This window comes from Brevundimonas sp. BAL450 (genome assembly GCF_015767455.1).
GTDB classification, from domain to species: domain Bacteria; phylum Pseudomonadota; class Alphaproteobacteria; order Caulobacterales; family Caulobacteraceae; genus Brevundimonas; species Brevundimonas abyssalis.
Genome location: NZ_JADWOW010000039.1, coordinates 56,680 through 75,865, shown reverse-complemented (window position 1 = coordinate 75,865; position 19,186 = coordinate 56,680). Strand labels below are relative to the sequence as shown.

17 protein-coding genes are annotated in these 19,186 nt (G+C 68.7%); 10 read left to right on the top strand and 7 right to left on the bottom strand.

The window, feature by feature from the left end; genetic code table 11:
* Nucleotides 1-4 precede the first annotated feature (4 nt).
* Nucleotides 5-1,873, top strand: a complete 1,869-nt coding sequence (cobT, locus tag IWC96_RS03715; protein WP_196838366.1) for a cobaltochelatase subunit CobT — start codon at nt 5-7, stop codon at nt 1,871-1,873.
* Between the two features lie 311 nt (nt 1,874-2,184).
* Here the strand turns inward: cobT and IWC96_RS03710 are convergent, their stop codons facing one another.
* Nucleotides 2,185-3,981 carry a long-chain-acyl-CoA synthetase gene (locus IWC96_RS03710; protein WP_021697517.1) on the bottom strand — a complete coding sequence of 599 codons (1,797 nt, stop codon included), beginning with the start codon at nt 3,979-3,981 and terminating at the stop codon, nt 2,185-2,187.
* Between the two features lie 293 nt (nt 3,982-4,274).
* Here IWC96_RS03710 and IWC96_RS03705 point away from each other — a divergent pair, with 293 nt between their 5' ends.
* The 3 genes from IWC96_RS03705 (at nt 4,275) to IWC96_RS03695 (ending at nt 7,607) form a co-directional block, all read left to right on the top strand.
* Complete coding sequence (locus tag IWC96_RS03705) at nt 4,275-4,859, top strand: hypothetical protein (RefSeq protein WP_021697518.1); 585 nt, start codon at nt 4,275-4,277, stop codon at nt 4,857-4,859.
* Nucleotides 4,860-5,001: 142 nt separating this feature from the next.
* Nucleotides 5,002-5,361, top strand: coding sequence for a hypothetical protein (locus IWC96_RS03700; RefSeq protein ID WP_021697519.1), 360 nt, complete (start codon nt 5,002-5,004; stop codon nt 5,359-5,361).
* Between the two features lie 95 nt (nt 5,362-5,456).
* A complete protein-coding gene (locus tag IWC96_RS03695) occupies nt 5,457-7,607 on the top strand; it encodes a TonB-dependent receptor domain-containing protein (protein WP_021697520.1) in 2,151 nt (716 codons plus the stop codon).
* Between the two features lie 16 nt (nt 7,608-7,623).
* Here the strand turns inward: IWC96_RS03695 and IWC96_RS03690 are convergent, their stop codons facing one another.
* Both IWC96_RS03690 and IWC96_RS03685 read right to left on the bottom strand, forming a co-directional pair.
* On the bottom strand, nt 7,624-8,904 hold the full coding sequence (locus tag IWC96_RS03690; RefSeq protein ID WP_021697521.1) for a dicarboxylate/amino acid:cation symporter: 1,281 nt from the start codon (nt 8,902-8,904) through the stop codon (nt 7,624-7,626).
* Between the two features lie 97 nt (nt 8,905-9,001).
* Nucleotides 9,002-9,727 carry a ribonuclease gene (locus IWC96_RS03685; RefSeq protein ID WP_196838365.1) on the bottom strand — a complete coding sequence of 242 codons (726 nt, stop codon included), beginning with the start codon at nt 9,725-9,727 and terminating at the stop codon, nt 9,002-9,004.
* Between the two features lie 115 nt (nt 9,728-9,842).
* Here IWC96_RS03685 and IWC96_RS03680 point away from each other — a divergent pair, with 115 nt between their 5' ends.
* Together IWC96_RS03680 and IWC96_RS03675 are read left to right on the top strand one after the other, a co-directional pair.
* A complete protein-coding gene (locus IWC96_RS03680; RefSeq protein WP_196838364.1) occupies nt 9,843-10,796 on the top strand; it encodes an ABC transporter ATP-binding protein in 954 nt (317 codons plus the stop codon).
* On the top strand, nt 10,793-11,554 hold the full coding sequence (locus IWC96_RS03675; protein WP_196838363.1) for an ABC transporter permease: 762 nt from the start codon (nt 10,793-10,795) through the stop codon (nt 11,552-11,554). The genes IWC96_RS03680 and IWC96_RS03675 overlap by 4 nt, the downstream gene beginning before the upstream one ends.
* A 3-nt stretch (nt 11,555-11,557) precedes the next feature.
* Here the strand turns inward: IWC96_RS03675 and IWC96_RS03670 are convergent, their stop codons facing one another.
* Genes IWC96_RS03670 through IWC96_RS03660 form a run of 3 tightly spaced genes read right to left on the bottom strand, consistent with a single transcriptional unit; the run spans nt 11,558 to nt 14,103 of the window.
* Nucleotides 11,558-12,106, bottom strand: coding sequence for a lipocalin family protein (locus IWC96_RS03670; protein ID WP_196838362.1), 549 nt, complete (start codon nt 12,104-12,106; stop codon nt 11,558-11,560).
* A 46-nt stretch (nt 12,107-12,152) separates the two neighbouring features.
* Nucleotides 12,153-13,679, bottom strand: a complete 1,527-nt coding sequence (putP, locus tag IWC96_RS03665; protein WP_370541078.1) for a sodium/proline symporter PutP — start codon at nt 13,677-13,679, stop codon at nt 12,153-12,155.
* Between the two features lie 34 nt (nt 13,680-13,713).
* Nucleotides 13,714-14,103, bottom strand: coding sequence for a hypothetical protein (locus tag IWC96_RS03660; RefSeq protein WP_196838361.1), 390 nt, complete (start codon nt 14,101-14,103; stop codon nt 13,714-13,716).
* Between the two features lie 130 nt (nt 14,104-14,233).
* Between IWC96_RS03660 and IWC96_RS03655 the strand changes: the two genes are divergently transcribed.
* The 3 genes from IWC96_RS03655 (at nt 14,234) to IWC96_RS03645 (ending at nt 17,827) form a co-directional block, all read left to right on the top strand.
* A complete protein-coding gene (locus IWC96_RS03655) occupies nt 14,234-14,725 on the top strand; it encodes a MerR family DNA-binding transcriptional regulator (protein WP_196838360.1) in 492 nt (163 codons plus the stop codon).
* A 3-nt stretch (nt 14,726-14,728) separates the two neighbouring features.
* Complete coding sequence (locus tag IWC96_RS03650; RefSeq protein ID WP_196838359.1) at nt 14,729-16,507, top strand: acyl-CoA dehydrogenase C-terminal domain-containing protein; 1,779 nt, start codon at nt 14,729-14,731, stop codon at nt 16,505-16,507.
* 156 nt (nt 16,508-16,663) lie between these two features.
* On the top strand, nt 16,664-17,827 hold the full coding sequence (locus tag IWC96_RS03645) for an acyl-CoA dehydrogenase family protein (protein ID WP_196838358.1): 1,164 nt from the start codon (nt 16,664-16,666) through the stop codon (nt 17,825-17,827).
* On the opposite strand, the gene IWC96_RS03640 is transcribed toward IWC96_RS03645, so the two are convergent.
* Complete coding sequence (locus IWC96_RS03640; RefSeq protein WP_196838357.1) at nt 17,796-18,350, bottom strand: DUF4334 domain-containing protein; 555 nt, start codon at nt 18,348-18,350, stop codon at nt 17,796-17,798. The two genes, IWC96_RS03645 and IWC96_RS03640, sit on opposite strands and share 32 nt — an antisense overlap.
* Before the next feature lie 52 nt (nt 18,351-18,402).
* On the opposite strand from IWC96_RS03640, the gene IWC96_RS03635 reads away from it, so the two are divergent.
* Nucleotides 18,403-19,152: a 16S rRNA (uracil(1498)-N(3))-methyltransferase gene (locus IWC96_RS03635; RefSeq protein ID WP_196838356.1), complete on the top strand. Its 750-nt coding sequence runs from the start codon at nt 18,403-18,405 to the stop codon at nt 19,150-19,152.
* Nucleotides 19,153-19,186 lie beyond the last annotated feature (34 nt).

Below are 19,186 nucleotides of genomic sequence, written 5' to 3'. Positions count from 1 at the left end.
GGGCATGGCCGTTTCCGACAGTCCGACCGAGATCTTCAAGCGCGCGCTGGCGCATGCCGCGCGCGCGCTGGCGGAGCAGCCGGATCTGGAGGTGGCCTTCGGCTCGGACGGCCCGAAGCTGGCCGGCCATCAGCTGACCCTGCCCACGCCGCCGCGCGATCCGTCTGGGCCCGAAGCCCAGGCGCTGCGCGGCCAGGCGGACCGCATGGCGCTGCGGCTGGCCAACCATGACGAGGGACTGAACGCCCGCCTGCGCCCGGCCGACGCCTCGGCCGCCGAGGTGTTCGACGCGGTGGAGCAGACCCGCATCGAGGCGGTGGGCGCCATGTCTCTGAAGGGCGTACGCGAGAACATGAACGCAGCCCTGGTGTCGCGCCTGCACCGCATGGGGGCGGCCGCGGCGACCGAGGCCCAGCGGGTGCCCGTGGCCGAGGCCGTGGGCCTGCTGGTGCGCGAGCGCCTGACCGGCGAGCCCGCGCCGGACGGGCTGAAGGCCATGGTGGATCTGGTGCGCGCGGACCTTGAGGCGCGCGCGGGCGATCAGCTGGACGCCTTGACGGGGCTGGCCGATGATCAGGCGGCGTTCGGGACGGCCCTGAAGGACGTGCTGCGGGCGCTGGATCTGGACCCGGGCGACGGGCGCGGCGAGGACGCCTCGGACGACCCCGGCGAGGAGGCGCCCGATCCGCAGGAGCCGGACGCCGCCGACGATCAGGACGAGGACGAAGCCGGCGGCGAGGGCGGCCAATCCATGGAGGGCTCGGCCGACGACGCGGGGGCCGAGGACGAGCGCGAGAACCGGCCCGAGGGCGGACGCCCGGACGGCGAGGCCGAGCCCGGCGACGGCGATCCCGAGCTGTCCGAGGGCGACCAGCCCCAACGCCGGGCCAACGCCGACGACGGCCGGCCCACCGACGGCTACCGCGCCTTCACCACCGCCTTCGACGAGACCATCGGGGCCGAAGAGCTGTGCGATCCCAATGAGTTGGCGCGGCTGCGATCGCTGCTGGACCAGCAGCTGGTGCAGCTGTCCAGCATCGTGGCGCGGCTGGCCAACCGGCTGCAGCGCCGCCTGCTGGCCCAGCAGAACCGGTCGTGGATGTTCGACCTGGAGGAAGGCGTGCTGGACACCGCCCGCCTGACCCGGGTGATCACCGACCCCACCGCCCCGCTCAGTTTCAAGCAGGAGAGCGAGAGCCCCTTCCGCGACACGGTGGTGACCCTGCTTCTGGACAACTCGGGCTCCATGCGCGGGCGGCCGATCATGGTGGCGGCGGTGTGCGCCGACATCCTGGCGCGCACGCTGGAGCGTTGCGGCGTCAAGGTGGAGGTGCTGGGCTTCACCACCCGCGCCTGGAAGGGCGGCCAGTCGCGCGAGGCGTGGATCAGCGCGGGCAAGCCGCCCGAGCCGGGCCGCCTGAACGACCTGCGCCACATCATCTACAAGGCCGCCGACGCGCCCTGGCGCCGGTCCAAGAAGAACCTGGGCCTGATGATGCGCGAGGGCCTGCTGAAGGAGAACATCGACGGCGAGGCCCTGCTGTGGGCCCACGACCGCCTGCTGGCGCGCCCCGAGGCGCGGCGCATCCTGATGGTCATCTCCGACGGCAGCCCGGTGGACGACTCCACCCAGTCGGCCAACGCCTCCCTGTATCTGGACAAGCACCTGCGCGGGGTGATCGGCTGGATCGAGGAGCGCTCCTCGGTGGAGCTGCTGGCCATCGGCATCGGCCACGACGTGACCCGCTGGTACCGCAAGGCCCTGACCATCACCGACGTGGAGCAGCTGGGCGGGGCCATGACCGAGAAGCTGGCCGAGCTGTTCGAGGCCGAGGCCAGACCGGCCCCCCAGCGCCGCCGTCGCGCCGCCTGATTTCAGACTCTGCGACCGGAAAAAAGACAGTCTGAATTGTCCGAATAGTCTGAAACCGGCGCGACCCGACCGCGTCAGGCCGTTGTTTTGTCTGTGGTTTCCCTCCGAGCGAAAAACGTCCGTGAATTCAGACTGTCTGAATTCCGCCGGGGCGGCGGCCGTCACGCCGCCAGACCCGGACCGGCCATTATGCGGCGCCCGGAAGCAGGGGGATGAAAAGGCCGGATGAAAACGCCATGCCCCTGTAAACACACAGGAGCGCCGCCGAAATCAGGGGGAACAAGGCGCACCCTGCCCCGATCCGGGCGACGTCAGAGACGCGCCTCGCCCTTCATGATGACGGCGTAGGTCTCGGGCTTGAGGCGGGTGTAGGCGCCCTTGTCGTCGCGCACATGCACGTCGTCGTCCATGGCCGGGTCGAAGCCGTCCTTCACCAGATCCACCTTGCGGTATTTGAAGGTGCCGGTGGTCTCCAGTTCGCGGGCCACCCGCACGAACACGGGCCGGGCGAAGGGCGGCAGCTCCTCGTTGACGAAGGCGGCGAATTTCTTGACGCCGAACCGGCCGTCCGGAACCACGGTGATCATGCCCGCGCGGCCATCGTGGCCGGGCACCTGGACGCCATAGGCGATGACTTCCTTGACGCCCGGCGCCTCGGCCAGGCGCTGCTCGACCTCGGAGGTGGAGACGTTCTCGCCCTTCCAGCGGTAGGTGTCGCCGATGCGGTCGATGAAGTAGAAATAGCCATCGGAGTCCTGCTTCATCAGGTCGCCGGTGCGGAACCAGGCGTCGCCCGTCGCGAACACGTCGTGCAGGATCTTCTTTTTCGAGGCGGCCTTGTCGGCATAGCCCGAAAAGTCATGGCGGATGTCGGCCTTGATCTGGCCGATGGCCTCGCCGATCTCGCCGGGCTTGCACTCGATGCAGCGGCCGTTGGGCCCGCGGGCGGGTTCATCCGCCTCCACGTCATACTGAATCAGGCGGATGTTGAGCTGGCTGCGCAGATAGCCCGGCACCCGGCCGATGGCGCCGGGCCGTCCGTCGAAATTGAACAGCGAGACATTGCCTTCGGTGGAGCCGTAGAACTCCAGGATCTGGGGGATGGCGAAGCGGTCCTTGAACTCGGGCCACACATCGGGGCGCAGGCCGTTGCCGAAGGCGAGCCGGAGCGTGTGCGCCTGCTCCATCTCGTTGGGCGGGCAGTTGACCAGATAGCGGCACAGCTCGCCGATATAGACGAAGGTGGTGGCGCCGCTTTCGACCACGTCGGGCCAGAAGCCGGTGGCCGAGAACTTCCGGCGCAGGATCACCGAACCGCCGTTCAGCAGCACCGATCCGACGCCCACCAGGCCGCCGGTGGAATGATAGAGCGGCAACACGCAGTACAGCCGGTCCTTGTCCGTGGAGGCCGTGGCGCCGGCGAAGGCGCGCATATAGGTGCGGGCCCGCGAATGGGGGATGCGCGCGGCCTTGGGCAGGCCGGTGGTGCCGGAGGTGTAGATGTAGAGCGCGGTGTCGCGGTTGGTCAGGCCCGCGCGCAGGGACCGGTCGGGCCGCACGCCCGAGGTTCCGCGCACCCCCGCGTCCAGACCGCGGCGCTCGCTGGCCTCGTCCTCGGCGTTCAGCCCCAGCACCCACAGCATGATGGTCTTTTCAGCATACGGCCGGGCGGTCTCGACCTGGGGCCAGGTCTCCTCGTCGGCGAGGACCTGGGAGGCGCCGACGATGTTCAGGCAGTGGGCCAGGGGCTGGCCGCTCAGGTTGGTGTTGATCAGGGCGGCGGCGACGCCGACCTTGGAGAGTCCCATCCAGGCGGCGATGTAGTCGGCCCGATTCATCATCATCAGGGCCACGGCGTCGCCGCGCCTGAGATTGCGGCCCCGGGCCCAGTGGGCGTAGCGGTTGGCCAGGGCGTCCAGCTCACGATAGGTGAAGGCGCGCCGTTCGTCGGTGATGGCGACGTTGTCGGGGAAGCGGTCGACCACCTCCTCCCAGTCGTCACAGACCAGGTCGGGGCTGTCGAGCTGGATCGGCTTGATGCGCTTGAGCAGGCGGCGCAAGCCGCCGATGAAGCGCAGATCGCGGCGGATACTCGCCATCAAACCCATCGTTCCCAACGCCTCCAGTGATTCCGTTCCGACCTGTCCATGGTGATGAACAAGGCTGAACGCCCGGTCAACCGATGGGCGAATTCCGGCGCCAGATCGCGGTCGGGCGTGACTTTCTCATCAAGGCCCCGACCGCCCGTTTTCGGCCCGAAAGCGTGACCATTCGGGCGGTTTCTTGGCGGCTTCCGGTGCGATTGCGGCCGCAACGGTGTTTCTTCGGGGCTTTCCCGCCGCTCACGGAACCGTGAGGTCGAGGGCCGGTTCATCCCGCTCAACCGTGCAGGAGAACACCGATGTCTCTCATCTACCCCGACACCATCCGCCCCGAGCCCCAGCCCACCGTGCCGGAGATGATGGCCCGCGAGGCCGAGGCCGCCACCCCCGTCTATGCGCGCGGTCCCGTGCGCCGGGGCAAGGTGCGGTCCTGGATGATCCTGGCCCCCGTGGGCGCCCTGACCGTGGCCGCCATCGGCGCCTGGGCCCTGATGAACCCCGGCGAGGACGCCGCCGCACCGGCCGAGCCCGCGGCCCTGATCAGCGCGCCCGTCGCCTCCGCCGAGAGCGCTCCGCTGGAGGGCGAAGCGCTTGAAACCGGCCTGGCTTCTGAGGCTCTGGCCCGCGAGAATCCGGCCGCCGACGCGGTGACGACCGCACCGCCCGCATCTGCGCCGGCCCCGACACCCGCCCCGGCCGCGCGCCCGACCCCGGCCACGTCTGCGCCGGCCCGTCAGGCTGAACCGGCGGCTCCTGTCGAAGCCGCCGCCCCGGCCGGACCGCAGTCCTACGAGTCGGTGGTGGCCGCCGAAGGCGAAGGCGGAGCCGTGACCGCCCCCGCCGCGGAGACGCCCGCGCCGCTGATCGTGGTCGAGCCGAACTGATCCGGACGACCCGGCCTCAAGACCCCCGGCGGTTGACCGCCGGGGGTTTTTCGCATCCCCCCGGGCGATCATGGTTCCCACCCCGGCCGCCTTGTGGTTCAGTCCGCGCCGTCATTCATCGACATGCGTGTGGAGAGCGGTCTTGGCGGGTCTGGGCGCTGTACTGGTTCTTGGGGCGGCCCTGACGGGCGGCGCCGTTGATGACTCCGGGTTGACGCGGCTGGAGCCGGCCTTCCGCCACACGTTGCAGATCACAGGCAGCGACGGCCGGGTCTCGCGCATGTGGCTGGACCGCGACGGCCGTTATCGTGGCCATGGCACCCGCGCCTCCAGCGGGGTCTGGCGCATTCGGGACGACGAGCTCTGCTTCACCCAGCGCCGCCCCATTCCGATACCCATTCCCTTCTGCACGCCTCTGGTCGAAGGCGACGTGGGCACCCGGTGGAACGCCCGTTCGGCCACGGGAGACCGCATCGTCATCGAGATCGTGCGCGGACGCTGATCCGGGCGGCCCGGCAAGCGGGGAGTGCCGCTTCGGGCTTGCAAAGTGATACACTATAACATAGCAGTGCGGTCACCAGCCTCGAGGACCACCGCATGCACTGCAAGACCGCCCTTCTGACCGCCACCGCCCTGTCGGTGCTCGTCGCCACGCCCGCCTTTGCGGTCGAAGCCGCCGCCGCGCCCCCGGTGACGGAGCTGGACGGCGTCGTGGTCCGGGCCCTGCCGCTGGATCAGCGCGGCGACGAGGTCATCAGCAATATTGCGGTCCTGACGGGCGATGAACTGGTGCGCCGGCGTCAGGCGACCCTGGGCGAGACGCTGCAGGGCATTCCCGGCGTCAACTCGGACACCTTCGGCGCGGGCGCCAGCCGCCCGGTGATCCGCGGCCAGACCTCGCCCCGGGTCAAGGTGCTGACGGACGGGTCCGAGCTGATGGACGCCTCGGCGGTGTCCCCGGACCATGCGGTGGCGGGCGAGCCCCTGCTGCTGGACGGCATCGAGATCCTGCGCGGCCCCAGCGCCCTGCTGTACGGCGGCGGCGCCATCGGCGGGGCGGTCAATCTGCTGGACCGCAAGATTCCCACCGAGATCCCGGCGGGCGGCGTGGACGGGGCCATCGAGTTCCGCGGCGGCACCGCTGACGGCGAGCGCACCGGGGTGGTGGGCCTGACCGCCGGGGCCGGAAACTTCGCCATCCGGCTGGAGGCGGTGGACCGCACCAGCGACGATTACGACATCCCCTCCTATCTGCGTCCCCATGAGGATCATGACGATCACGAGGACGAGGATCATGACGACGATCACGATGATGATCACGACGACGACCACGACGATCATGAGGACGAGGGCCCCGTCACCCGCGTCGACGGCACCTTCAACGACACTCGCACCCTGACCGTGGGGGCCTCATGGATCGGGTCGCGCGGTTATCTGGGTGTGGCCGTGACCGAGCAGAACAGCCGCTACGGTCTGCCGGGCCACGCGCACGAGTTCGAGGACTGTCATCCGCACGGGACGTCCCTGCACTGCGGCGGCCACGACGAGGACGAGGACGACCACGATCATGACGAAGAGCACGACCACGAGGACGAGGCCGCGCCCTGGGTCGATCTGCAGAACCGCCGCGTCGACGTGCGCGGCGAGCTGAACGATCCCTTCGCCGGGATCGAGCGCATCCGCTTCCGCGGCGGCCTGACCGACTACGAGCACGAAGAGATCGAGGGCGGCGAAGTGGGCACCCGCTTCACCAACGAGGGCCACGACGCCCGGGTCGAGGTCGAACACGCCCCCATCGCCGGCCTGCGCGGCGTGGTGGGCTTCCAGACCGCCCGCAGCGATTTCGCGGCCGTGGGCGACGAAGGCTTCGTGCCCGAGAGCATCACCCGCACCAACGCCCTGTTCGTGCTGGAGCAGTACCAGTGGAACGACTGGCGCTTCGAGGGCGCGGTGCGTCAGGAGTGGCAGGAGACCGAGGCCGTGGGCCGTCCGGACCGCGACCATGATCCGCTGTCCCTGTCGGGCTCGGCCGCCTGGGCGCCCATGCCGGGCTGGTCGGTGGCCCTGACCGCCTCGCGCTCGCAGCGGGCCCCCAATGTGCAGGAGCTCTACGCCCGGGGTGTGCACGTGGCCACCAGCACCTATGAACTGGGCAACGCCGATCTGGACGTGGAGACGGCCAACACCCTGGAGCTGACCTTCCGCAAGACCACCGGCCCGACCACCTTCAGCATCAGCGCCTTCCGGCACGATTTCGACGACTACATCTACGCCCGGACCCTGGACCAGGTCGAAGACTTCCGCCTGATCGAGTACACCCAGGCCGACGCCGAGTTCACCGGGATCGACGGCGAGGTGCGCCACCGGTTCAGCCCGAATTTCTCGGCCACGGTGTTCGGCGACTATGTGCGGGCCGAGGTGGACGGGGCCGGCAACCTGCCGCGCATCCCGGCCGCCCGCCTGGGCGCGCGCCTCGACGGCGGCTGGAACCAGCTCAGCGGCAATCTGGAATACTATCGGGTGTTCGAGCAGGACCGCGTCGCCGACTTCGAGACCGAGACGCCGGGCTACGACATGCTGAACGCGACCCTGGCCTATGACCTGCGCGCGGGCGGCGACGGGGTGCAGGTCTATGTGCGCGGGACGAACCTGCTGGACGAGCTGGCCCTGAACCACACGTCGTTCATCAAGGACGCGGCGCCCCTGCGCGGCCGCAACCTGGTGTTCGGGGTGCGGATGGCCTTCTGATCCCGGCCGGGGCGGGTCAGGCCGCCCCGGTCGCCGCCTCTTCCGGCTCGCTGTCGTCCAGCACCACGGTGACGGCCATGTCGGCGCTGACGTTGCCGAGGGTGCGGAAGATGTCGGGGATCACCTCCACAGCCAGCAGCAGGGGCAGCAGCTCCAACGGCACGCCCAGCGCCAGGCAGATGGGCGCCATGGAGGTGAAGAAGGAGACCTGACCGGGCAGGCCGACGGTGCCGATGCTCACCGCCAGGGCCACCAGGCCCGCCGCCGCCATCTGGCCGAAGCTGGGCTCCAGCCCGAACACATGGGCGATGAACAGGGCCACGGACAGATTGGCCACCGGGCTGGTGATGCGGAAGATGGCCACCGCCAGCGGCAGGACCAGACCCGCCACGCGCTCGGGGATGCCCAGGAAGTCCTGGGCCCGCTCGACCATCACCGGCAGGGTGCCCAGGGACGACTGGGTCGAGAAGGCCACCGCCTGAACCGGCACCAGGGCGCGGGCGAAGCGGGCGAGCGAGACCCGGCCGCTCAAAACGGCCAGGGGATAGCTGGCCAGCACGGTGACGATGCAGGCGCCGGACACCAGAACGATGTAATGGATCAGGGCCGGAGCCGAGCCGAAGCCGCTGCGCAGGCCCAGCACCAGGGCCAGGGCGAAGACGCCGATGGGCGCAGCCAGCAGCACCCAGCGCACGATGATGATCATGATCTGGGCCACGGCCTCGAACACATTGACGATCAGGGCGCGCTGGTCGGCCGGCAGGCGGGTGGCGGCGAAGCCGAAGAAGGCGGCGAACAACACCAGCGGCAGCACCGCGTTCTCGGCTGCGGCGCGCACGGGATTGGCGGGCGCGAGGGACTTCAGCCACTGGGCGAAGCCGCCGCCCTCGGCCGCCGCCGCCAGCCCCTCCGTCGAGGCGCCGCCGGCCCCGGTGATCAGGGCCTGGGCCGCCTGGGGCGCCACCGGCCACAGGGCCAGCACCAGCGGAATGACCAGCAGGGTCAGGGCTGCGGCCGCCGCCACCAGTCCGACGAACAGGGCCACCGCCCGCGCCGCGAGCCGGCCCGTGGCCGCCGCGTCCGAGGCCGCCGCGATGCCGACCACCACCAGCGAGAAGACCAGCGGAATGACGGTCATCTGCAGGGTGTTCAGCCACAGCCCGCCGACCGCCTCGATCCCGGACACCACGCCGGGGCTGATGACCATGTCCGAACCCTGAACGACGGCGCCGATGCCGAGGCCGATGAGCAGGGCGATCAGGACGCGGGCGCTGAGGGAACGTAGGACGGCGGTCATGGGCGGCTCCGCATGATGAGGGCCGCGAGCCTTAGCTGATTTTCGCTCCGCGTCGAATCCAGCGGCGCTGTCAGCCGCTGGGAGAGGGGCTGCAGGCTCAGCGGGGCTGGACGGTCAGGGCGGCGTGGTCCGGCGCGCCGAGGCCCCGCGGACAGGCGCTCGGTGCATAGTCCAGGTCATAGCACAGGCGGACCTCGCGCAACCGGCCGTCGTCGGTCGTGGCCAGATAGACGCCGTCGCGGCGCAGATGGGGATTGGCCTGGACCCAGGCGTCACGGAGCGCTCCGGCCGTCGTGCGCGTCGGCGGCGCGGGCAGGGTCAGGGCGTTCCATAGTTCGGCCGACTGGTCGAAATAGGCGTCCGGGTCGTCCCAGCCGCAGGTCCCGTGGGCGGCCCATTCGTGCTGGAGCAGGGCCTCCGACGGCATCATGCAGAAATGCTCGCGCACCTCGACCTCGGTCATGGCGCGGGCGGGGGTGACGGAACAGTAGCGCGGATGATCGCCCTCGGCCGCGTTGGGCCACAGGCCGTGCAGGAAATATCCCACGTCCCGGTCCTGGGGCGTCAGGGCGTAGCCGCGCCCGTCGCGATTGCCCTCCCGCCAGTAGGGGCCCCAGGCCACAGCCAGCATGTAGTAGGAGACCTCGGCGTCCGCGACGATCTCGTCCGGGTCGGGCGTTTCGGGCCCCGCGGGACGGAGACGGTCCGGAACGGCGCAGGCCTGGGCGGCGGGGGTCAGGGCGGCGGGCGGCGGCGCCTCGGGCTGGGACCGGCAGGCGGCGGCGAGAAGAAGCAGCGGAATCAGGACGAGGGCGCGAGTCATGCGGCGCCTTCTAGCGGCTGTGTGTGACGGCTGCGACAAATTGTGCGCGCCGCGCCTTGTGATCGGGCAATCGAAGGCCATCTTGTCGGGACTGCACAGCTGAGGGGCCCGATCCATGTCCGCCGTATCCGTATCCGGCCTCACCAAGACCTACGCCGGCGGCCATCAGGCCCTGAAGCGCGTGGATCTGGAGATCGCCAGGGGCGAGATCTTCGCCCTGCTGGGCCCCAACGGGGCGGGCAAGACCACGCTGATCAGCATCATCTGCGGCATCGTCAACCCGACGACGGGCACGGTGCGCGCGGGCGGCTTCGACATCGGCAAGGACTATCGCAAGGCCCGGTCCATGATCGGCCTGGTGCCGCAGGAGCTGCACACCGACGCCTTCGAGACGGTGCTGGCCACGGTGACCTTCAGCCGGGGCCTGTTCGGCAAGGCGCCGAACCCGGCGATGATCGAGCAGATCCTTCGCGACCTGAGCTTGTGGGACAAGAAGGACGCCAAGATCATGACCCTGTCCGGCGGCATGAAGCGCCGGGTGATGATCGCCAAGGCCCTGAGCCATGAGCCCGAAATCCTGTTCCTGGACGAGCCCACCGCGGGCGTGGACGTGGAGCTGCGCCGCGACATGTGGAACCTGGTGCGGGGCCTGCGGGAGAAGGGTGTGACCATCATCCTGACCACCCACTACATCGAGGAGGCCGAGGAGATGGCAGACCGGGTGGGGGTCATCTCCAACGGCGAGCTGATCCTGGTCGAGGAGAAGACGGCCCTGATGAAGAAATTGGGCAAGAAGCAGCTGACCCTGAACCTGCAGGAGCCGATGACGACCCTTCCGCCGGAGCTGTCGGACTGGGCGCTGGCGTTGAAGGCGGACGGCGCCGAGCTGGAGTACGTCTTCGACGCCAACGCCGAGCGCACCGGGGTGCCAAGCCTGCTGAGGAAGCTCAGCGACATGGGCATCGGCTTCAAGGATCTGAACACCCGCCAGAGCTCGCTGGAGGACATCTTCGTGGGTCTGGTGCACGACAACACTCGCGATGCGCCCAGACAGGAGGCCGCGCGATGAACGGTTATGGAATCTGGGCAATCTACCGCTTCGAGATGGCGCGCGCCCTGCGCACCGTGTGGCAGAGCATCGTCACCCCGGTAATCACCACCTCGCTGTATTTCGTGGTGTTCGGCGCCGCCATCGGCTCGGCCATGACCGAGGTGAACGGCGTGCCCTACGGCGCCTTCATCGTGCCCGGGCTGGTGATGCTGAGCCTGTTCACCCAGTCGATCTTCAATGCCTCGTTCGGCATCTATTTCCCGAAATTCACCGGCACCATCTACGAGATCCTGTCGGCGCCGGTCAGCTATATCGAGATCGTCATCGCCTATGTGGGGGCCGCGGCCACCAAATCGATCATCCTGGGCGTCATCATCCTGGCCACCGCGCGGCTGTTCGTGCCGCTGGAGGTGCTGCACCCCCTGACCATGATCACCTTCCTGGTGCTGACGGCGGTGACCTTCAGCCTGTTCGGCTTCATCATCGGCATCTGGGCCCAGGGCTTCGAGCAGCTGCAGTTCATCCCCATGCTGGTGATCACGCCGCTGACCTTTCTGGGCGGGTCGTTCTATTCCATCGACATGCTGCCGGGCGTGTGGCGCACCATCAGCCTGTTCAACCCGGTGGTCTATCTGATCTCCGGGTTCCGCTGGAGCTTCTTCGGGACCTCGGACGTGAACATCGGCGTCAGCCTGGCGGCGACCCTGGCCTTCTTCGCCATCTGCCTCGCCATCGTGGCCTGGATCTTCAAGACTGGATACCGGCTGAAGAGCTGACGATCAGTCCCGCAGCGGCTCGGGAAACTCCAGCCGCGCGGTGTCGTAGCCCAGTTCAGCGGCGCGCCGGACCAGGGCGTCCAGTTCGGCCTGGGTCGGGACCTCGCGGGTGTAGATGAACAGCTTCTCGAACGACGGGTCCGACGAGATGAACCAGCTGTAGTCGTCAGCAATGTCCAGCACCCAGTACTCCCAGACGACCAGCCAGAGGTAGCGGACGCGCAGCTTGGCGTTGGTTCCCGGGTCGACGAAGGTTCCGACGCCGGAAATGGCGCGCTCGCGGCCCTGGGGCGTGTCCATCCGGCAGGTGTCGCGCACGTCGACCTTGCCGTCGTCGCGCAGTCCATAGGTGGTGGCGGCGGCCACACAGCCCTCGGTGATGTCCATAGGCAGGCGGCCCACCTCCAGCCAGCGGCCGGAATAGAAGCGCTCGGCGTCGATGGACTTCAGGGGTTGGGGCGCGCCGGGGCCGGAGCCCCCGCCGCTCAGGCTGGCGCATCCGGCCAGGGTCAGGATCAGGGCGGCTGCGGCGATCAGGCGAAAGACGGGCATGGGCGGGCTCCGTAGCTGGGGTCGCCCTCAGCTACGGAGCCGGACCTCAGTCGGATGAGCGGGCGGCCTGAAGTTCGGCCCTGGCCTGATCGAAGGTGGCGACGACGCTTTCGGGCGGACGGCCCATCAGGCTGACGATCACGGTGGCCAGGGTCGCCAGGATGAAGCCGGGCACGATTTCGTAGATCACCGTGGTCAGGGCCTCGCCGCCCGGCAGGACCGGGACGAAGACCCAGAACAGCACCGTCGCCGCGCCGACGATCATGCCGGCCAGGGCGCCGTTGCGGGTGACGCGGCGCCACATCAGGCTGAGGATCACCAGCGGCCCGAAGGCGGCGCCGAAGCCGGCCCAGGCGTTGGACACCAGGGTCAGGACATTGCTGGTGGGGTCATAGGCCAGATAGATGGCCACCAGCGACACCAGCACCACCGCCAGACGGCCGACGGTCACCAGCTCTCTCTGGCTGGCGTTGCGACGGAAGAAGACGCCGTAGAAGTCCTCGGTCAGGGAGCTGGACGAGACCAGCAGCTGGGACGAGATGGTGCTCATGATCGCCGCCAGGATGGCCGCCAGCAGGAAGCCGGTCACCAGCGGGTGGAACAGCACGTCCGACAGGATGATGAAGATGGTCTCGGGGTCGGAGACCTCGATGCCGTTGTTGGTGACGTAGGCCAGGCCCGTCAGGCCGGTGGCCAGGGCGCCGACGATGGTCACGGCCATCCAGGTCATGCCGATGTTGCGGGCCGCCGGGATGTCCTTGACCGAGCGGATGGCCATGAAGCGCACGATGATGTGCGGCTGGCCGAAATAGCCCAGCCCCCAGGACAGGGCGGATATGATTCCGATCAGACTGGTCCCGGTCAGAAGCCCGAGCAGGGCCGGATCGACGCCGCGCACGGTCTCGGTCAGGCCGCCCACCCCGCCCACGTCGGTCAGGGCCACGACGGGCACCACGATCAGGGCCACGAACATGATGCAGCCCTGGACGAAGTCGGTCATGCTGACGGCCATGAAGCCGCCGAACAGGGTGTAGGCCACCACCACGCCGGCGGTGACCCACAAGCCCCAGGCGTAGTCGACCCCGAAGGCGCTGTCGAAGAGCTTGCCGCCCGCCACGAGGCCGGACGAGGTGTAGAGGGTGAAGAAGATCACGATCACCACCGAGGAGATCACCCGGAGCAGGCGCGACCGGTCCTCGAACCGCTTCTCGAAATAGTCGGGGATGGTGATCGCGTCCCTGGCCAGCTCTGTGTAGATGCGCAGGCGCGGCGCCACGAGCAGGTAGTTGGCGAAGGCGCCGATGAACAGACCCAGCGCGATCCAGGACGCGGACAGGCCTGAAACGAACATGGCGCCCGGCAGGCCCAGCAGCATCCAGCCGGACATGTCCGAGGCGCCCGCGGACAGGGACGTCACCGCCGGACCCAGCTTCCTGCCGCCCAGCATGTAGCCGGATACATCGCTGGTTGAGCGCTTGAAGGCGTAAAGCCCGATGCCCAGCATGAGGATGAAATACAGGGCGAGGGTGATCAGGGTGCCGGTTTCCATGGTCAGGAGGGGTAGCAGCCCCACGGCCATGCTTCAAACCGTCAGGGTCGCGGCGCCCTCAGCCCTGGGGCGCGGGCGGCGCCAGATAGCCGCGCTCGACCATGCGCCGCATGCCTTCGTAGACCTCGCTGAGCTCCTCGAACACCTTGCGCATCTCGCCCAGCCGCGCCGCCTGTTCGGCGCTGACGGCATGGCCCGAGGCGGTCAGGCGGAGCGCTTCCGCCACCCACGAGCCGCGCGCGGTCGCGGCCGCCACGGCCAGACGCTGGAAGGCGGCCATGTCGGTCTGGCCGAGGGTGCGCCCGATCACCTCGCGGTTGGAGATGAAGGCCGCGTAGTCGATCTGCTCCAGCTGGCCGCGCAGGCGGCGCTGCTCTTCAGGACTGATGTCCTGCGGCTCGAAGTGGTCGCGGCTGCGCCGATAGCTGGAAGTCATCGTGGACGCCATGACGTCCCTCCCGTGAACACGGCCCGATGGCCGCCACGCGCAGGATCGCGCGTGTCGGTTAAGGCTTGGACAACGCGCGCGACGACGGAAAAAGCTTCCCTTTACGCACACGTCAAGTTATTGAAGGGGCATGGCGTCCGCAGACGATCACCGCACCTATTCGATCCGCCAGCTCTGCCGCGAGTTCGGAGCCACGGCGCGCGCCCTGCGCTTCTACGAGGACAAGGGCATGCTGTCTCCGGCCCGCCGGGGCCAGACGCGGGTCTATGACGCCAAGGACCGGGCGCGGCTGAAGCTGATCCTGCGCGGCCGCCGCATCGGTTTCACCCTGGCCGAGATCCAGGAGATGATCGACCTGTACGACCGCAAGGACCACAACGTCCATCAGATGGCGGTCGCCCTGCCCCGCCACCGGGCCCAGGTCGAGGCGCTGAAGCGTCAGCGCGAAGATCTGGACGAGGCCATCAAGGTGGCCGAATCGGCCTGCGAGGCCATGGAGAAGCGGCTGTCGGAACACCGGCCCGATCTTCTGCCCGGCGCCGAGGACTATGAGTCCGCCCTGCGCGCGCGGCTGAACCATCACCACGACGACGATCAAGAATTCTTCAAAGCGAGAGCCTGACCCATGGCCTACAAGGCGCCTGTCCGCGATTTCCAATTCATCCTCAACGAGGTGCTGGAGATCGACCGCTACGAAAACAAGCCCGGCTTCGAGGACGTGTCCTCCGATCTGGTGGGCCAGATCCTGGAGGAAGGCGCCAAATTCGCCGAGGAGGTGATCGCCCCGATCAACCGCGCCGGCGACCAGCACGGCTGTGAGTGGAAGGACGGCGTCGTCACCGGCCCGCCCGGCTGGAAGGAAGCCTACAAGCAGATGGTCGAGGCCGGCTGGCCCGCCCTGCACGCCCACACAGAGTACGGCGGCCAGGGCATGCCGGCGGTGGTGGCCATGGCCGTGGGCCAGATGACGGCGGCGGCGAGCCCCGCGTTCAGCATGTACCCGGGCCTGACGGCGGGCGCCTATGCGGGGCTGCACGCCAACGGCTCGGACGTCCTCAAGGACCGCTATCTCCCGAAGCTGGCCACCGGCGAGTGGGGCGGCACCATGAACCTGACCGAGCCCCAGTGCGGCACGGATCTGGGCCTGATCCGCACCAAGGCGGTCCCCAACGGCGACGGCAGCTATTCCATCACCGGCCAGAAGATCTGGATCTCGTCCGGCGAGCACGACTTCACCGACAACATCATCCACCTGGTGCTGGCCCGCATCGAGGGCGCCCCCGCCGGGATCAAGGGCATCAGCCTGTTCGTGGTGCCCAAGGTGTTCGTCAATGACGACGGCTCGCTGGGCGGGCGCAACGAGGGCGTCCAGTGCGCCGGCCTCGAGCACAAGATGGGCATCCACGGCAACGCCACCTGCGTGATGGCGTACGAGAACGCCAGGGGCTGGCTGGTGGGCGAAGAGAACCGCGGCATGCCGGCCATGTTCGTGATGATGAACGAGGCGCGGCTGGGCACGGGCCTTCAGGGCCAGGCCATCGGCGACGCCGCCATGCAGGCCGCCGTGGAGTTCGCCAACGACCGCCTGCAGGGCCGCAGCCTGACCGGTCCCAAGAACCCGGACGGCCCGGCCGACCCGATCATCGTGCACCCCGACGTGCGGCGCATGCTGCTGGAGTCCAAGGCCTATATCGAGGGCGGCCGCGCCTTCATCCTGTGGACCGCGCTGCAGGCCGATCTGCAGAAGTCCGAGGACGAGGCCGTCGCGACCAAGGCGAGGGACTACATGGGCCTGATCACCCCGGTGGTGAAGGCGTTCCTGACCGACCGCGGCTTCCATGTGGCCAGCCTGGCCATGCAGGTGCACGGCGGCTCGGGCTACACCGAGCACTTCACCGCATCCCAGTCCCTGCGCGATGCGCGGATCACCATGATCTATGAGGGCACGAACGGGGTTCAGGCGCTGGATCTGGTGGGCCGCAAGCTGCCGGCCAACGGCGGGCGCGCGGTCATGAGCTGGTTCGCCGACATCGACGCCTTCGTGGGCGCCAACGGCGGGGACGAGGCCACAAAGCCCTTCATCGACGGCTTGGCCGACGCGAAGAAGAACCTGCAGGAAGCCACCATGTGGCTGATGCAGAACGGCATGCAGAACCCGGACAACGCGGGTGCGGCCTCCACCGACTATCTGCACATCTTCGGCCTGACGGCGATGGCCTATGTCTGGGCCCAGATGGCCGTGGCCGCGCAGAAGAAGGCGGGCGACAGCGATCCGTTCTACGCCAACAAGCTGGCCGTGGGCCGCTACTTCGTCGAGCGCATCCTGCCCGACGCCGAGGCGCACCTGAAGAAGCTCAAGACCGGCTCGGACGTGCTGATGGCGCTTCCGGCGGAGGCGTTCTGAGCCCCTTGAAACCGTCATCCTCGGGCTTGTCCCGAGGACCCATTGCTCAGTCGCACGACAGGCTGCCGATGGTCGCGATCGATCACCTCACCCCGACCGCACGTGCAGCGGACCCGTGGGTCCTCGGGACAAGCCCGAGGATGACGGATTAGCTGAATGAACATCCTCAACATCCCCGCCCCCGATTTCATGGCCGAGGAGGAGATCACCCTCTTCTCCGACAGCGTCGGCAAGTGGATCGACGAGCACGCCGGGCCCGAGAAGATGGCCGAGTGGATCGCCGCCTCGTCGGTGCCGCGCGAGCTGTGGACCAGGGCCGGGGAAGCGGGCCTGCTGAACCTGTCCATGCCCGAGGAATGGGGCGGCATGGGCGGCGACTATCGCCACGAGGTGGTGCTGATGGAGCAGCTGGGCTGGAAGGGCGCGGACCATTTCGGCATCTCGCTGCACAACGCCATCGTCGCCCCCTATGTGGCGCATTACGGCTCCGACGAGCAGAAGGGGCGCTGGCTGCCGAAACTGGCCTCGGGCGAGCTGGTGGGCGCCATCGCCATGACCGAACCGGGCGCGGGCTCGGACCTGCAGGGCGTGAAGACGACGGCCATCAGGAAGGGCGACCACTACGTCCTGAACGGCTCCAAGACCTTCATCACCAACGGCCAGCTGGCCAATTTCATCATCGTGGTGGCCAAGACCGATCCGGCCGAGGGCGCCAAGGGCATCAGCCTGGTGGTGGTGGAGACCGACGGGCTTGAGGGCTTCGAGCGCGGCCGCAACCTGCACAAGATCGGCATGGAGGCCAACGACACCTCCGAGCTGTTCTTCAACGACGTGAAGGTGCCGGTGGAGAACATCATCGGCGAGGCCGAAGGGCGCGGCTTCTATCACCTGATGGAGCAGCTGCCCCAGGAGCGCCTGAACATCGCGGTGCAGGGCGTCGCGGCGGCCGAGCGCGGGCTCAAGGAGACCCTGGCCTACGTCAAGGAGCGCAAGGCGTTCGGCAAGCGGGTCATCGACTTCCAGAACACCCAGTTCAAGCTGGCCGAGGTCAAGACCAAGCTGACCGTGGCGCGGGTGTTCGTGAACCACTGCATCGGCCTGCACCTGAAGGGCCAGCTGGACGCGGCCACCGCCTCCATGGCCAAGTACTGGGTCACCGACATCCAGGGCGAGACCATCGACGAGATGCTGCAGCTGCACGGCGGCTACGGCTACATGACCGAATATCCCATCGCCCAGCTGTACAAGGACGCCCGCGTCCAGCGCATCTACGGCGGGACCAACGAGATCATGAAGCTGCTGATCGCCCGGACGCTGTAGTCCGGGTCAGCAGGAAGAAGAACGGCTCCGGGGTCAGCCGCAGGTCCATAAGGCCCAGCAGCCGGTCCTCGTCCACCCGGCGGAAGTGGTCGATGATGGGCTGGTCGTCATAGATCATGGCCGCCGAGATCAGGCCCCGGTGCTCCATGGACCGCAGGCGCGCGCCAGGCCGGTCGGTGACCAGCACCGGCAGCAGCAGGCGAAAGAGGCCCTGGGCCGCGCTCGTGCGCGCGATGCGCGGCAAGGCCAGGGCCAGGCCGAGGGGCAGCCGGGCCGGGTTCACCGCCCGGACGGCGCCCGCATCCCTGAACAGCAGGGGATCGACCCGGTCTTGGTCGGTGAACCGCTTGCCGCACCAGCCATAGGCCGCCAGCAGCCCGTCCAGCGGGTGGCCGCTGGGCAATTCGGTCCCGCGCCACTCGCCGGTCATGTCCTCGGGACGGATGGCGGCGAGGCTGTCGAAGAAGGCTAGGCCCGCCTCGGCGGTCCAGCCCTGTTCGGCCCATTGCTGCAATCGGGGCATGGCGGTCTCCGCGACGGTGGAATGATCCCCTCATAACGATCTAGAACACCGCATGATCCGTCTTCATGTCCGCTCAGACCTGTCCCCCGGCGCCGCCGTCGCGCTCACCCTCGAACAGGCGCGCTACCTGACCCAGGTGATGCGGCTGAAGGCCGGCGACGACCTGCTGGTCTTCAACGGCCGCGACGGCGAATGGCGGGCGACGGTGGCCGAGGTGCTCAAGCGCGGCTGCGTGCTGAAGGCGGAGGAACAGGTGCGGCCGCAAACCTTCGGCCCGGACCTGGACCTGATCTTGGCGGTGGTGAAGAAGGCCCGTGTGGAGACCGTCGTTGAGAAGGCCGCCGAGCTGGGTGCGCGGCGCGTGCGCCTGACCCTGACCCGCTACACCAACGCCGAGCGACTGCGCATGGACCGGCTGGACACCATCGCCGAGGAAGCCGCCGAACAGACCGGCCGTCTGGACGTGCCCGAAATCCATGACCCGAAGAAGCTGGACGCCCTGCTGCACGGCTGGCCCGAGGGGCGCCGGCTGATGTTCTGCGACGAACGGGGCGGCCCGCCCGCCCTTGAGGCATTGGCGGAGGCCCCGGAGGGACCCTGGTCCATCCTGATCGGGCCCGAGGGCGGGTTCTCCCCGGAAGAGCGGGAGCGCCTGCTGTCCCTGCCCTTCGCCACGCCCGTTTCGCTGGGGCCCCGTGTCCTGCGCGCCGACACCGCCGCCATATCGGCCATGACCCTGTGGCAGGCCGCGCGGGGCGACTGGAAGGGCGCACACACGACCACATGGACACAAGGGACTTGAGGATTGGCCTCAGCCCGCCCATCTAGCCGCGACA

Coding starts and splice junctions, on each gene's coding strand:
- IWC96_RS03695 (WP_021697520.1), top strand. CDS start 5,457: ATGCACTGCAAGACCGCCCTTCTGACCGCCACCGCCCTGTCGGTGCTC.
- cobT (WP_196838366.1), top strand. CDS start 5: ATGGCCGTTTCCGACAGTCCGACCGAGATCTTCAAGCGCGCGCTGGCG.
- IWC96_RS03685 (WP_196838365.1), bottom strand. CDS start 9,727: ATGACTCGCGCCCTCGTCCTGATTCCGCTGCTTCTTCTCGCCGCCGCC.
- IWC96_RS03690 (WP_021697521.1), bottom strand. CDS start 8,904: ATGACCGCCGTCCTACGTTCCCTCAGCGCCCGCGTCCTGATCGCCCTG.
- IWC96_RS03670 (WP_196838362.1), bottom strand. CDS start 12,106: ATGCCCGTCTTTCGCCTGATCGCCGCAGCCGCCCTGATCCTGACCCTG.
- IWC96_RS03655 (WP_196838360.1), top strand. CDS start 14,234: ATGGCGTCCGCAGACGATCACCGCACCTATTCGATCCGCCAGCTCTGC.
- IWC96_RS03710 (WP_021697517.1), bottom strand. CDS start 3,981: ATGGGTTTGATGGCGAGTATCCGCCGCGATCTGCGCTTCATCGGCGGC.
- IWC96_RS03650 (WP_196838359.1), top strand. CDS start 14,729: ATGGCCTACAAGGCGCCTGTCCGCGATTTCCAATTCATCCTCAACGAG.
- IWC96_RS03675 (WP_196838363.1), top strand. CDS start 10,793: ATGAACGGTTATGGAATCTGGGCAATCTACCGCTTCGAGATGGCGCGC.
- IWC96_RS03680 (WP_196838364.1), top strand. CDS start 9,843: ATGTCCGCCGTATCCGTATCCGGCCTCACCAAGACCTACGCCGGCGGC.
- IWC96_RS03640 (WP_196838357.1), bottom strand. CDS start 18,350: ATGCCCCGATTGCAGCAATGGGCCGAACAGGGCTGGACCGCCGAGGCG.
- IWC96_RS03635 (WP_196838356.1), top strand. CDS start 18,403: ATGATCCGTCTTCATGTCCGCTCAGACCTGTCCCCCGGCGCCGCCGTC.
- IWC96_RS03660 (WP_196838361.1), bottom strand. CDS start 14,103: ATGGCGTCCACGATGACTTCCAGCTATCGGCGCAGCCGCGACCACTTC.
- IWC96_RS03705 (WP_021697518.1), top strand. CDS start 4,275: ATGTCTCTCATCTACCCCGACACCATCCGCCCCGAGCCCCAGCCCACC.
- IWC96_RS03645 (WP_196838358.1), top strand. CDS start 16,664: ATGAACATCCTCAACATCCCCGCCCCCGATTTCATGGCCGAGGAGGAG.